This is a genomic window from Candidatus Binatia bacterium, assembly GCA_029243485.1.
Lineage (GTDB): Bacteria > Desulfobacterota > Binatia > UBA12015 > UBA12015 > VGTG01.
Genome location: JAQWRY010000001.1, coordinates 283769 through 298014, shown reverse-complemented (window position 1 = coordinate 298014; position 14246 = coordinate 283769). Strand labels below are relative to the sequence as shown.

Annotated in this window: 10 protein-coding genes and 1 pseudogene; 7 read left to right on the top strand and 4 right to left on the bottom strand. The window is 65.0% G+C overall.

The annotated features are described in order from the left end of the window. The first annotated feature begins 13 nt into the window (after nt 1-13). On the top strand, nt 14-2395 hold the full coding sequence (locus P8R42_01420) for a family 20 glycosylhydrolase (GenBank protein MDG2303305.1): 2382 nt from the start codon (nt 14-16) through the stop codon (nt 2393-2395). Nucleotides 2396-2500: 105 nt separating this feature from the next. On the opposite strand, the pseudogene P8R42_01415 reads toward P8R42_01420, so the two are convergent. After that, a pseudogene (locus P8R42_01415) lies at nt 2501-2750 on the bottom strand (hypothetical protein). On the opposite strand from P8R42_01415, the gene P8R42_01410 reads away from it, so the two are divergent. The 6 genes from P8R42_01410 (at nt 2749) to P8R42_01385 (ending at nt 8556) form a co-directional block, all read left to right on the top strand. Continuing rightward, entirely contained in the window at nt 2749-3108 is a 360-nt protein-coding gene (locus P8R42_01410; protein MDG2303304.1) for a carboxylesterase family protein, read from the top strand. The pseudogene P8R42_01415 and the gene P8R42_01410 sit on opposite strands and share 2 nt — an antisense overlap. Nucleotides 3109-3324: 216 nt before the next feature. Continuing rightward, a complete protein-coding gene (locus P8R42_01405) occupies nt 3325-4452 on the top strand; it encodes a hypothetical protein (GenBank protein MDG2303303.1) in 1128 nt (375 codons plus the stop codon). Between the two features lie 3 nt (nt 4453-4455). Continuing rightward, nucleotides 4456-5718 carry a mechanosensitive ion channel family protein gene (locus P8R42_01400; GenBank protein MDG2303302.1) on the top strand — a complete coding sequence of 421 codons (1263 nt, stop codon included), beginning with the start codon at nt 4456-4458 and terminating at the stop codon, nt 5716-5718. Nucleotides 5719-5796: 78 nt separating this feature from the next. Beyond that, complete coding sequence (locus P8R42_01395) at nt 5797-6672, top strand: SDR family NAD(P)-dependent oxidoreductase (protein MDG2303301.1); 876 nt, start codon at nt 5797-5799, stop codon at nt 6670-6672. A gap of 22 nt (nt 6673-6694) precedes the next feature. Continuing rightward, nucleotides 6695-7936 carry an amidohydrolase family protein gene (locus tag P8R42_01390; protein ID MDG2303300.1) on the top strand — a complete coding sequence of 414 codons (1242 nt, stop codon included), beginning with the start codon at nt 6695-6697 and terminating at the stop codon, nt 7934-7936. Continuing rightward, nucleotides 7933-8556: a TetR/AcrR family transcriptional regulator gene (locus tag P8R42_01385; GenBank protein ID MDG2303299.1), complete on the top strand. Its 624-nt coding sequence runs from the start codon at nt 7933-7935 to the stop codon at nt 8554-8556. The genes P8R42_01390 and P8R42_01385 overlap by 4 nt, the downstream gene beginning before the upstream one ends. A 113-nt stretch (nt 8557-8669) precedes the next feature. Here P8R42_01385 and P8R42_01380 read toward each other — a convergent pair whose 3' ends face one another. From P8R42_01380 to P8R42_01370, 3 genes are read right to left on the bottom strand one after another with little or no spacing between them, the layout of a single operon-like run. Beyond that, a complete protein-coding gene (locus P8R42_01380; protein ID MDG2303298.1) occupies nt 8670-11762 on the bottom strand; it encodes an efflux RND transporter permease subunit in 3093 nt (1030 codons plus the stop codon). Continuing rightward, a complete protein-coding gene (locus P8R42_01375) occupies nt 11759-12850 on the bottom strand; it encodes an efflux RND transporter periplasmic adaptor subunit (protein MDG2303297.1) in 1092 nt (363 codons plus the stop codon). The genes P8R42_01380 and P8R42_01375 overlap by 4 nt, the downstream gene beginning before the upstream one ends. Before the next feature lie 6 nt (nt 12851-12856). Then, a complete protein-coding gene (locus P8R42_01370) occupies nt 12857-13492 on the bottom strand; it encodes a hypothetical protein (GenBank protein ID MDG2303296.1) in 636 nt (211 codons plus the stop codon). Between the last annotated feature and the right edge of the window lie 754 nt (nt 13493-14246).

Sequence of the window (14246 nt, the reverse complement as noted above, 5' to 3'; positions counted from 1 at the left end):
TCGAGTCGCGCCCGTGAATCGAGGACCCGTACTGCTCGTCGCCGTGGTCGCGGTGGTTGCGGTGATGGGCGGTTGGGTCTGGTGGAATCTGAACCCGGACGCACCGCTCATCGACGCCGCCGACCGCGAGCGCATCACCGTCCTGCCTCTCCCGACGGATCTCGCCCTCCGCGAAGGCAACCTGGATCTGGACGACGGACTCACGGTCGAGTTCGGTGGCCACACCGAGCCGCGGCTCGAGCGTGCGGTCGAGCGGATGCGGACGCGGTTGCCAGGCGCCGCGGGGAAGGAGGGTGGGGCGGCCCTGCTGACCATCGACGTCGGTGTCGCGGCGGATGAGTCTGATCCCGTGTGGATCGATGAGTCGTACGCGCTGGACATCACCCCGGAGGGCGCCCGTCTGCGCGCCGCGTCTCCGGTCGGCGCGATCCACGGCATGCAGACGTTCGTGCAGCTCGTCGAGAACGATCGGGACGGCGTGCAGGTTCCTGCTGCCCGTATCCGTGACGCACCCCGCTTTCGTTGGCGTGGTCTCATGATCGACACGTGCCGTCACTGGATTCCGAAGGACGTGATTCTGCGTAATCTCGACGCGATGGAGGCGGCGAAGCTGAACGTTCTTCATCTCCACCTGACCGAGGACCAGGCGTTTCGCGTCGAGAGCGCCCTGCATCCGCTCCTCCACGAGGTCGGATCGGGCGGAGACTACTTCACGCAGGACGACCTCCGAGAGATCGTCGCGTATGCGCACGACCGCGGGATCCGCGTCGTGCCGGAGTTCGATCTGCCGGGGCACTCACTGTCGTGGTTGGAGGCGTATCCGGAGCTCGCGATCGAGCCCGGACCGTGGACGAAGGCCAATCGCTACGGGATTCACTCGGTGGCGCTCGACCCGACGAGGGACGAGGTCTACGCGTTCCTCGACTCGTTTCTCGGCGAGATGGCCGGAATCTTCCCGGACCCCTACGTGCACATCGGCGGCGACGAGGCGAAGGCCGATCTGTGGGATGCGAACGAGAGGGTGCAAGCGTACCAACGCGAGCACGGTCTCCCCGACCACAGGGCGTTGCAGGCCCACTTCAATCAGCGGCTACACGGCATCCTCTCCGGACACGGCAAGCGGATGATGGGTTGGGAGGAGATCCGGCACGAAGACCTACCGCGCGACGCGGTGGTGCATGCGTGGTTGACGCCGGGCTCTCTCGCCGAAGCGGTGAAGGACGGATACGAGACGGTTCTGTCGCAGGGCTACTACCTCGATCACAAGAACCACGCGTCGACGCACTACGCCATCGACCCGCTCGCGGTCCCCGAGCCGGTCATCATTCCGACCGACGGCCCGTGGCAGAGTTGGGAAGTCACGATGGAGACTCCGGCCGGCGAGATGGAACTCATCATGGTCGTCTACGGCGAGGGCAAGGACGTGAAAGCCGTCAGCGCGCTGGCCATCGGCGGTGTACTGCCGCTGAGCGATGTCCGCTTTGAGGATGGGGTGCTCCAGGCGATGGCCGATTCCCCGATTGGCGAGATGGCGGTCGAGGCGACCGCAGACGGAGACGAGTTCGTCGGCGGCTTCTCCTCTCTCGTGATGTCGGCCGAGTTCGCGGGGCGCCGGACGGGCGGCCACGACGTTCCCGGCACGGCCCCGCCAGACCTGCAGAAGGCAACCGACATCGCGCCTGAGGATCGGTACCGGATTTTCGGTGGCGAGGCGGCGATGTGGGCAGAGTTGGTGACGGCGGAGACGATCGACTCGCGGATTTGGCCCCGCACCGGCGCAATCGCCGAGCGGCTGTGGTCGCCTGCGGAGTCCACGGCCGATGTCGACGACATGTATCGCCGACTCGATGCGTTCTCCGAGCGGATCGACGGCTTGGGCGTCCGTCACGTGGCGTACCGCGAGCCGATGTTGGAGGACATCGCGGGCGGCCCGGTCCCGCCGGCACTCCGAACGCTCGTCGCGGTGCTCGAAGAGTCGAAGAGCTACACGCGCCACCGCTCGTTTGGGGAGACACTCACGACGGAAACGCCGCTCGACCGCGTTGCTGATGCGGCCGCGCCGGAGAGTGCGACCGCGCGGCGGTTCAGTCGGGATGTGGATGGGTTGCTCGTGGGAGACGGGTCGCGGGAGAAGCCCATTCGCGCGTTGCTTGCGCTCTGGCGTGACCAGTACGCGGAGTTGATGCCTTTGTTTGCTTCGTCTCCGCGGGTTGCCGCTGTGGAGCCTCTGTCCCGGGCTCTCTCGGAGGCTTCGGTCGTTGCGCTTGCGTCCTTGGACGGGGACTCTGCAACTGGTGCCGTTGTCGTCGAGTTGCCTGATGGGCTGACTTTGTCCTCGGACGGCGCGGTGCTTGGGGTGGGGTTGTCTCTGCGTAGGTTAGTGGAGGGGACGTAGCTCAATCCCCACCCTTCCGTTTGGCTCTGCTCGCCTGGGCCTGCTGGGGCGAGTTGGTCACGTCCAGACGAAAGGGCGGCGATTAGACAACGTCCCCCCGGACCGTCAGTTGATGACGAACTTCAACAGCCACTTGTCGCCGGCCGCGATCGATTGCGACCAGGCGCTCTCGCCGTTCATGCGGAAGATCGGCTGCACGCAGCCGCAATCGGAGCGGCAGATGTTGCTGATGCAGGTGCCGAAGCCGTCGCCGTCACACTCTTGGTCCGGGTCGATCGTGCCGTTGCCGCGCTGCGATTCGATTCCGCAGAACTCGTCGCAGCTGTCGTCGGAGGCCATGTTGCCATCGTCGCATTCCTCGGCATCCGGGCTACCCCTACTTCTTCACGTGCGCGCCTCGGGGAAAGACCAAGGGGGGTGGGTACCACGGGAGCGAGATGCCCTTCGTCTTCGACTGCAAGCCACCGCTGTTCCCGCGACACGACTACGACACAGAGCTGGCGGAGCAGATGGGCTCGCATTGGGCCGCCTTCGCGCCTGCGGGTGATCCGAATCACGAGGGCGCCCCGCAGTGGCCCCGCCACGCCCCGCAGGATTCCAGATGGATGGAGCTTGGTCCGGAGGTCGGGCCCCTGCCGATTTCGAGGTTCCGGGCCTACGATATCTCCGACGCTCAGCGGGCACGGCTGCTCGCCGAGGTGGCCGGGCACTGAGGTGACACGGTAGGGACGTTCTCCAATCTTCGCGGCTTCTCTAATCGGCACTCTTGTCGTGCCTCGTCGGGGTGCGTTCGATGGTTCGTCTTGATCTTCGGCCGTCCGGGGACCTCTTCCTGATTCCGGCCGGGCGCGGGAGTCGCTGTCGGGCTGCTTGAGTTGCAGGGGAGCCGGGCTGGAGCCACCCTCGGGAACCGGCTAAAAGCCGGGGCAATGCTCTCCATCTACGACGACTATCCCATCCATCAGACGGCCGAATCGCTGGCGGTTCCCGCATCGAGCGACCGGAACGTCTACGACCGGTACTGGTTCAACGGCTACGCCGACGATGGTGAGTTCTACTTCGGAATCGGGATGGGCACGTATCCGCACCGGGGGATCATCGACTGCGGCCTGAGCCTCGTCCACGAGGGCGTCCAGTACGCCTTTCACGCATCGGCCCGAATGGCCGACGAGCGAGCGTCGACGGTGTGTGGGCCGTTCCGGATCGAAGTTCTCGAGCCGATGAAGCGCTGCCGAGTCGTACTCGAGAAGAACGAAACCGGCGTGGAATGTGATCTCACCTTCGCGCCGCGTACCTCACCGATCGAGGAAGGGCGTCAGACGAGCCGCATGGGATCCCGGGTGATGATGGACGCGACCCGGTTTGCGCAGTTCGGCCGCTGGCAAGGTCACATCCATTTCGAGGGAAAAGACCTCGCGGTGGATGCTAGTCGCGTGTTCGGGACCAAGGATCGGTCTTGGGGAATTCGTCCCGTGGGTGAGCCCGATGCCGGCGGCGCTCCGGCGACCGTGAGCGGCGGCGTGTACTTCGCTTGGGCGCCGATTCAGTGGGAAGACCGCTGCACCCATTTCGGGATCTTCGAAGACAAGATGGGCAACCCCTGGCACTTCGACGGTGCCATTTCGCCGGTGTACGACGACGCGCCGCAGGACATCCCGCTGCCGGTCGATCCCGGCGTCCGCAAGATGCTCAGCGGAAAGACGAAGATCAAATGGGAGAAGGGGACACGTCGCGCCGAGTCCGCGGAGATATCTCTCGTTGCGGAGGGTGGTGAGGAAGAGATCATCGAGCTCGAGCCGCTGCTTCTCTTCCGTATGAAGGGCATCGGCTACATGCACCCCGAATGGGGACATGGTCGCTGGAAGGGTGAGCTCGCGATGGCGGCGGAGTCGTTCAAGGCCGCGGATGTGGATCCGATGGGGTTAGAGAACCTGCACATTCAGCAGGTCGTGCGCGCCCGCAGTGGGAAGCGGACGGGTGTCGGCGTGCTCGAGCAGCTCGCGATCGGCCCACATCTCCCCTCCGGCTTCATGGACTACTTCGACGGCGCGAAGTAGCGCGTGATTAAGAACGGCCGCATCGACTTCGAAGGGCTCGGGCTCAGTTGGCTCGACAAGGCGCCATACGCACATGAGGTCGTATCGAGCCTGATCCTCGTCGTTCTGGTCCTGTTGGTCTACGGGCTGACGAGCCGGATCCTCCTGCGGCTGGTGCAGAGGCTGATCAACCGGACCGAAGCGAAGTGGGACGACGCGCTGGAAGATGGGCAGGTCTTCCGGCGCTTGGCGTACTTCCCGCCGGCGCTCGCGGCGTTCTTCGCGGCGGCGATCTATCCGGGCGTGGATCACATTTTCGGCGTCATTCTGCAGAGAGTTGCGGTCGGGGCGATGATCGCGGTGGGTGCCAGCTCGGTCGGCGGTGTTCTGACCGCGGCGAATTCGATCTACTCTGGCGATCCCGAGAACGTTGCGCGTCCGATTAAGGGCTACATCCAGATCGTGCGCGTCTTCCTCTACCTCGGGGCGCTGCTCCTCGTCGTCGCTGTACTGATGGATCGTTCGCCGTGGATCTTCCTCTCCGGTCTCGGCGCGATGACGGCGGTGTTGCTGCTCGTGTTTCGAGACACGCTCTTGTCGCTCGTTGCGAGCATCCAGCTCACCGGCAACGACATGCTCCACGTCGGCGACTGGATCGAGATGCCGAAGTTCGGCGCTGATGGCGACGTGATCGACATTGCCCTCTACACCGTGAAGGTGCAGAACTGGGACAAGACGATCACGACAATCCCGACGTATTCCCTCATCCAGGAGTCGTTCAAGAACTGGCGCGGAATGTCGCAGGCCGGTGGCCGGCGCATCAAGCGTTCCTTCCAGGTCGACGTCAGCACGGTCCACTTCTTGAGCGATTCGGAGTTGGAGAAGCTGTCGGGCTTCGGTCTCCTTGCCCCGTACCTCGAGGCGAAGCGCGGCGAGATCACTGAGCACAACGCAGGCGAGGGCAACCTGAGCGTAGCGGATCGTCGGCACCTCACGAACGTCGGTACGTTCCGCGCGTACATCTACGCCTATCTGCGCAACCACCGGCACATTCGTCAGGGTATGACGCTGCTCGTGCGGCATCTGCAGCCGACCAGCGACGGTCTTCCGGTCGAGGTCTACTGCTTCACCAGCACGACGGTCTGGGCGCAGTACGAGGACATTCAGTCCGACATTTTCGACCACATCTACTCGATCGCACCCGAGTTCGGGCTGCGCGTCTTCCAGAGTCCCTCCGGCGCCGACGTCGAGCGGGGCCTTGCCGGCGCGACCCCTCCATTGCCCTGACCAGCGTCAAAAAGTGATTGCAATCTAAATTTGACTGAAATACAAGAATAACCTCAACCCATAGGGGAGGTTTTCCGAATGAAGGACTTCAAAGGTCGGGTCGCAGTCGTCACGGGCGGAGCATCGGGTATCGGCAAAGCGCTTGCGAAGGCGTTCCTGGGCGAGGGCATGAAGGTCGTCATCGCCGACGTGGAAGAAGGCGCGCTCACGGCAGCGTGCGCCGAACTGGGCAGCGATGTCCTCGGGGTCGTGACCGACGTTACGAAGCCGGAGTCGGTCGAGGCGCTCGCCGACAAGGTATTCGCAACGCACGGTGCCTGTCACATCCTGTGCAACAACGCGGGAGTCGCCGCACCGAACCTGAACCTGTGGGACACCGAGCCCTCGGATTTCCAGTGGGTGCACAGCGTGAACGTGCACGGCACGGCGCACGGCGTGCAGGCCTTTGTGCCGCGCATGATCGAGTCCGGCGAAAAGGGCCTCGTGATGAACACGTCGTCCGGCGACGGGGGCATCTCGCCGCTCGCACAGCAGGTCGTCTATGCATCGAGCAAGGCCGCCGTTTCGATCATGACGGAATGCCTCGAGGCGCAACTCGTCGGGCGAGAGACGAAGTTGCACGCAGCCATCTTCTATCCGTCGGGGGGGATGCTGCCGACGGGAATCTGGACGACTAAACGGAACCGGCCGGCCGACCTCGCACCCAAGCGCGCGTACGACGCGCACAAGGAGACGACCTTCGATGCGTTCATGGAGGGCGCGAAGAAGGCCGGTTTCGACCTGCCGGTGCAAGACCTGGACGAGCTCGCACAGTTCGCGCTCGACGGAATCCGCAAGGGCGACTTCGTGATCATGATCGATCGCGAGAGCATGGAGGCCACCCTCACGGAGCGCGCCCAGAAGCTCGCGCGAGGAGAGTGCCCGATCGAGCTTCAGCACCTGGGCCTCGACTGAGCGGTCCGCCGGGAGGAATCCAATGTCGCGATTCTTGATGATCAGCTCCGACTGCCACGCCGGGACGTATCCTGGCGGGTACGACGACTACATGCCCAAGCGGTTCCACGACGATGCACACCTTTGGTGGCTGGAGTACGCGCGGGAGATGATCACCCGAGCGGGTACGTTCTTCGATCAGGAGGCTGTCGCGTCCTTCGCCGAAGAGACCGGGGAGGCGGGTTGGCTCTCCCAGGCTCTCAATCCCCAGTCGGATCTGAGTGATGACGTCCTCATGGCGATGTTGCAGGACGATACGAGCCCCTTCGCGCCTCGGCGCGGCGAGTTCGACGCGGCCGTCCGGCTGAAGGATCTGGAGGGCGACGGTGTGGTGGGGGAGGTGATCTTCCCGCAGATGGCCCCATTCGGGGCGGGGCTCATGCAGTATCGCCACAAAATCCGCCCGGATCAGAACCTCGCGGGGGTTCAGGCGTACAATCGCTGGCTCGCCGATTTTTGCAACGTTCATCCGGGGCGCCACGCCGGTGTCGCCTTGATCAACCTCGATGACATCGACGTCACGATCGAGGAGGTTCGGCGGGCGAAGAAGTCGGGCCTCTGGGGTGGAGTTCTTCTGCCGACGAGCACCGGCGCCCACCCGTTCTATCACCACCGTCGCTACGAGCCGCTCTGGGCGGTATGCGCGGAACTCGAGATGCCGCTTCACTCGCACTCGGGTTGGACGCCGGACTACGGAGACGACACGGTCGCCGCCGCGATGTTCATTCACGAGGTCGACACGTGGGCGCATCGCCCCTTCGGTGCACTGGTTTGGTCCGGCGTCTTCGAGCGCTATCCGAGCCTCGGTTTCACCATGACCGAGACCGGCTGCTCCTGGATTCTGAGTGCGCTCAGAATGATGGAGCACAAATGGGACAACCCGATCTTCGCGCACTTCACGAAGAAGATGTCTCTGCGGCCGAGCGAGTACTTCGCACGCCAGTGCCATCTCGGTGCGTCGTTCCTCGCGCCCCACGAGGGTGAAGATCGTCACCGAATCGGGGTCGATCGCATGATGTACGGGACCGACTATCCGCACCTCGAGGGTACGTGGCCCAACACCATGACCGAGATGCAAAAAACGCTTGGCTCCTACGACGAAGACGACATCCGCAAGTTGCTCGGCACGAACGCGGCGCGCGCGTACGGCTTTGATCTCGAGAAGCTGGGTCCGCTCGCAGCGGAGATCGGGCCGGAGTTGGCTGACATCCGGGGCGCCGCGTGAGCGCTCTCGCCGAGGCTCCGCCGACTCGGCGAGAGCGTCGGCGCCTCGAGGTTCGCGAACGGATCGTAGAAGCCTCGAGGGGCCTGTTCGAGAGCAAGGGCTACGAGGCGACGACCGTCGAGGAGATCGCGCGGGCCTCGGATATTGCCTACGGGACGTTCTTCAATCACTTCCCGGCCAAGATCGACCTACTGCGCGAGCTCTCGCATGTGATGCTGATCGGACTCTTCGAGGACGTCGAGGAGGCCTGGGGGCGCCGCGGCTCGTTCGGCGAACATCTCGTCTGGATCTTCGAGACGGCGGCCGAACGAGCGGAAGAGAAGGGCCCGCGTGCGAGAGAGTTGCTCAGGGCGATGATGAGTCTGGCCTTCCCGGAGACGGCCGAGGCCGACGACCGGCGAATGCGCGCGATGTTCCGAAAGCTCCTCGAAGACGGTCGGGCCGCGGGCGACGTGCGCGTGGACGAAGACGTCGAAACCCTCACGGAGGTGTTCGTGGGGACGTGGTACTCGATGTTTCTGAGCTGGGTTCATACCGAGGGGTACCCGCTCCGCGAGCGTGCGGCGGCAACGGCGCGGTTCCTCAGCCGAATCCTGGCCGCGCCGTCCCGGGCGCGCTGACGACTGTGGTCCGCGGACTCACTGCCCGGTCGAAACCGCAGGCAGTCGCGACGCCGCTCGTCGGAGTGCACCTCGAATCAAAGTGAGATCCTCGTCGGCGGTGTCGGGGGTCGTCAGGCCGGCGGAGGGACGGTGTTGGGGATCGTTGGAGCGACCGGTGCCTTTTGTCGTGACCGTGCGAGGCTCAGGTGCACTGCGGGGACGACGAAGAACGTGAGCAGCGTGGAAAACAACATGCCGCCGGCGACGGCGACGCCGAGAGAGGCGCGCGTTTCTCCGCCGGCTCCGAATCCGAGCGCGATGGGAAGAATCCCGACGATCGTCGAAGTGGCGGTCATTAAGATGGGGCGAAACCGCGTGCGCGCCGACTCGACGGTCGCTTCCAGCAGGTCGCGGCCGCTTTCCTGAAGCTGGTTTGCGAACTCGATGATCAGGATGGAGTTCTTCGTGACGATGCCGACGAGCATGACGAGACCGATCTGACTGAACAGGTTCAGCGTCTCGCCGACGGCGATCAGTGTCACGAGTGCGCCGGTGAACGAGAGAGCGACCGCGACGAGGATCGTAATCGGGTCGAGGAAGCTCTCGAACTGCGCGGCGAGGGTGAGGTACACGATCACGATCGCGAGGAGGTAGGCGAAGAAGAGCGCGTTGCCTGACTCGTAGAAGTCCTCGGACTCGCCCGAGAACACGGCTTGGTAACCCTGACCTGCCGGGAGCACCTCGTCTGCGACGACGCGGACCTGGTCCAGGGCGCTGCCAAGGCCGTATCCGTCGAGGAGGCTTGCCGTGATTGTGGCGGAGCGCTGACGATCGAAGTGGGGGAGGCCGCGGGGAGTGACGGCCTCGCGGATCCGGGCGACGGACGCGAGCGAGATCATCTCGCCGGTCTCGGAGCGGATGTTGAGCTGGTAGAGATCTCGCGGCGAGGCCCGTCCGGTCGCTTCGAGCCGGCCGATGACCTGGTAGGTCTCGCCGCCGAGCTTGAACTCGGAGAGTTCGAGGCCGCCGACGAGGATCTGCAGCGTGGTCGCGATCTCCCGGACCGAAACGCCCAGGTCGCTCGCGCGGTTGCGATCGATGTCGATCTCCAACTGGGGCTTGTTCACTTCGAGGTCGGCGCGCACGTTCACGAGTCCCGGGACCTCGGAGAGCCGCTCCACGATCTCATCCGCGTACGTGGACAGCTGGTTCACGTCGGGGCCCTGGACGACGAGCGAGATCACCGCGGACGACATGCTGCCGCCGAAGGCGGAGATATTGATCGGGAAGGCCTGGAGCCCCGGGATCTTCTGCATCCGCTCGCGGAGGTCGTCTACGATCTCGTGCTGGACCCGGTCGCGATCCTCCCACGGGACGAGGCTGGTGAACATCGCGGCTTCGCTGACGCGCCCGGGACCGCCCAGGCCGGGCGCGACGACGGCGAAGCTGCGCATGACCTCGGGTGTTTCGAAGAGGATGTCTTCGGCCTGGTTCATGTACCGGGCCGTGTAATCGATCGTGGAGCCTTCTGGCGCCTGCATGATCGTCACGACGGCCGACCGGTCTGCTGTGGGAATGAACTCCCGGGAGATCGTGTTCAAAGCGAACAGGCCGAGGCCGACCCAGGCGATGCCGGCGATCAAAACGACGGAGCGGTGGGCGAGAGCGGCCCGCAGGGCGATCTCGTACCGCGCGGCCATTCGTTCGACGCCCTTCGCGAACGCCTTCTTGAAGCCCCCTTGGTCGCGCGACCGACGCAGGACGCGCGCGCACAGCATCGGAGAGAGCGTAAGCGCGACGAAGCCCGAGATCGCGACCGCCGCAGCGACCGTGATACCGAACTCTCGAAAGAGCCGACCCGTCTTGTCCGTCAGGAACGCGAGAGGCAGGAAAACCGCCAGGATCGAGATCGTCGAGGCGATGACCGCGAACGCGATCTGGTCCATTCCTTTGTGCGCGGCGCGCCGGGGTTCGGTGCCGCCTTCGATCCACCTCGTGATGTTCTCCAAGACGACGATCGCATCGTCGACGACGAGTCCGATCGCGAGCGTGAGCCCCATCATCGTGAGCGTGTTCACCGAGAAATCGAGGTAGTAGAGAACCGAGAAGGCACCGATGATCGACACGGGGATGGCCGCAGCCGGAATGACGGTCGCACGGAGCGAACCCAGGAACAGGAAGATGATGATGACGACCAGGATGATCGCTTCGAGGATCGTCTGGCGTACGTCGGTGAGCGCGCGCTCGACGTAGATCGAGGAGTCGAAGGCGATCTCGAGGTCGAGTCCCGGCGGCAGGGTGGGCCGGATCGCCGCGACCTCCGCCTTCAGTGCTCTCGCGACGTCGAGCGTGTTGGCATTCGATTGCTTCACGACGCCGAGACCGACGGCCGGGAGCTGGTTGAAGTGAACCAGCTTTCGGACGGTCTCTGGGCCGATCTCGACGCGGGCGATGTCCCGCAGGCGGATCAACCCCTCGTTCACCTCGGCGATGATCAGGGCGCCGTACTCTTCGGGGGTTTTGAGCTCACCGAGTGTGCGGACTGAGAACTCGGTCTGGTCCCCCTCGACGCGTCCCGACGGGATGTCGACGTTCTGACGTCGCAGCGCCGCAGCCACTTCGGAGACTGTGAGCAGGTGTCCGGTGAGCTTTACGTTGTCGATCCACACCCGCATCGACATTCGGCGCTCGCCGCCGAGAATGACGGACGAGACGCCGGGCAGTTTGCTCAGCCGGTCGCGAATTTGCGACTCGGCGACGGTAGAGATGTAGATCTGGTCGTGATCTTCGCCGGAGAGCGCGAACCACATGATCGGCTGGGCGTCCGCATCCTGCTTGGAGACGATCGGTTCTTCGACGTCGGAGTTCAGGAGGCGGCGCGCTCGCGCGACCCGGTCACGGACGTCGTTTGCCGCGAGGTCGACGTTCTGGCTGAGCTCGAACTCGACGGTGATGCGCGAGACCTCTTCGGAGCTCACGGAGGTGATGTGTCGCACGCCCGAGATGCCGACGAGTTGGTCTTCCAGGGGCTGGGTGACGGAGGTCTCGATGACCTCGGGTGCCGCGCCGGGGAGAACCGTCGTGACCGAGACGAGGGGAGGGTCGACGTCGGGGTACTCGCGGTTCTGAAGCCGCGTGAGCGACACGAGGCCGACCAGCATCACGACCAACGAGAGCACCGTCGCGAGGACGGGCCGGTCGATGCAGACGTTCCAGAACTTCACGAGCCGGCCTTCTCGGCTGTCTCCGCTTCCACGGTCTCGAGCGGGCTGCCCTGGGAGACCTTGTTGGTGCCGGCCGAGACGATGACGTCACCGTCGGCGAGTCCGCTCGCGATCGCCACCATGCCGCGCCCGCGCGCACCGAGACGGACGGGGACTCGCTCGGCCGTCCCGTCCTCGGCTTGTCGCCAGACGAACGTGCCCGCGACGTCGTGGACGATCGCGGACTCGGGCGCCAGGAGGACACCCTTCTGCTCGCCCATGGGAAGGTAGACCGTCGCCGACAGCCCGGCGCGGAGGCGGTGCTCGGCGTTGGGGATGAGCGCGCGAATGAGCAGCCGTCGATTGAGGGGGTCGAGCGACGGCGCGACGAAGTAGATCTCACCGGGGAAGCGCTCGCCCTGGAAGGGCGCGACACTGATCTCCAGCGGGATGCCGATGCGGACCGCGTTCACCGCGACTTCGGGAAGCGTGAAGTTGAGCTTCAGTTCGTCGATTGCATCGATCTGCAGGAGGCCGGTCTGGTCTCCTCGTCGAGACATCGAGCCGCCGGTCACGCGGTCTCCGGGCGAGACCAGGCGCGGCCCGAGGACGCCGTCGAACGGTGCGCGGATCTGGGTTCGGCCTAGCTCGATCTCGGCGATCTGGAGGCGGGCGGTGGCCTGCGCCAGTTCGGATCCGGCGCGGTCGAGTTCCTCGATCGACAAGACCTCGTTGCCCTTGAGCGATTCCACCCGGTCGTAGACCCGCTGGGCGAGGTCACGTACCGCAACGGCCTCGTCGAGACGCGCGCGCTGTTCGATGCTTCGAAGCCCAAAGAGCAGGTCTCCCTTTTTGACATGCTCGCCCTCTTGGACGTCGATGGTTTCGACGACGCCCGTGGTCTCGGGGCGTACCATCACGGACTCGGATGCGGTCAACGCTCCGGTGAACTTCGCGACCTCTTCGAACGTCGTCGGCGACAACGTCACGACCTCGACGGTCGCGGGGGGGCGGGTGTATTCCTCCGTATCCGAGGAGGTCTCACAGCCCATCGCGAGTAGCAGCGAGGCTACCGCTGCACGCACGAGCCAGCGGTCGAGTCCGGGCATTCGTCTCTAGTTAGGCGTTGGGGTCCATCGCCGCCAGTCGGTTCGAGCACCGAGCCACATCAGCAGGAGGGCTGTCAGAAGAAGCGTCCAGGCGCCCATGCCGGGTGCCGGCTCGGGCAACGGCGGAATCTCGCCCTTCTCGAGCGCCTCCACCACCGCTCCGTCCATGTTGTTGTTGTCGGGTTCTGGCGGGATGCCGGTGCCCGTTGCCGTGCCCTGATTCACGATGTTGGTGAGGTGCGGCGTCGACGGGTCGATCGTCACGTCAAAGGATAGAATCGGGATCTCGCCGGGGTCGAGAGAGCCGATGTTCACCGAGAGCGGATCCTCGGAGAGGATGACGCCCTGGCTGTTCGTGACCGAGCCGGGTTGGATGGTGACGTTGTTCGGGCGGGGATCGTCGACGAGGTCGTTGTTTTTCGACGTCGCGGGCAACGGGTTCTTTACGATGCTGCTGTTCGTGATCCTGGTCGCACGGTTCTTGCGCCCGCCGACGTGATCGAGCACGATCGTCGTTTCCTCGGACTGGCGTGCGAGCGCGGTGAGTTCGTCGATCTGTGCGTGGAAGAGCCACGCGTCGAAACTGAGCCCGTAACGGGCGAGTTGGGAGAAGCCTCTTCGGAAGTCCTCCCGCGTCAGCATGTGGGGCGGCGGATTCGAATGGGACTTCCGGATCGCGTCGCTCGGGTGCCATGCGGCGGAGTGGCGGATGCCTCGGGAGCGCTTCGGGCTCGCTGGCGACCACCGTCAGCCACGCGAGCCAGCCGATCGACCACGGCCAACTCCACGTGCGACCGGTGACGAGCGGTGCGACGACCGCCGTGGCTGTCGCCGTCACGAAGTACAAGAGCAGATACCGCCCCTGCGGGGACCAGTCGACAGTCAGCGAATGGTAGGCGACGCTGCCGGCGGCGAACGCGGCCGAGGCGAGCCACCATAGAACGAATCGGCGGGCGAGCCCCTCGGTACGCAGGGCGGCGAGCGTCACAATCGGCAAGCCGGTCGCGAGGAGGATGAGCCACGGACGCGCGAGCGCGTCGGGTAGGAACAGTGTGAGATTGCTCAAGCGCATGAGGCCGGACGAGAGAAGGTCGCGTGCGAGCCCGAACAGGGGCCAGCTTGGGATGGCCTTCTGGCGCCCCGGATCCCAGGCCTGGACAACCCATTGTCGGTAGATCCCGAGGCCCATCGGATCTTCGCCGGTCCGCGCGACCTGGAGGAGGAGGAAGGGCGCGGCAATCGCGATCGCGACTGCGGCTGCCCGAGCGATCTCCTTCCAGCCAAGTCTGCCGACATGCACGGCGTAAAGCATCCACATCGCCGTCGGCGGCAAAAGGCTCCAGACGACGGTCTTGCTCACGCGAGCCACGCCCATCGCCGCCCCGACGAGCGCGAT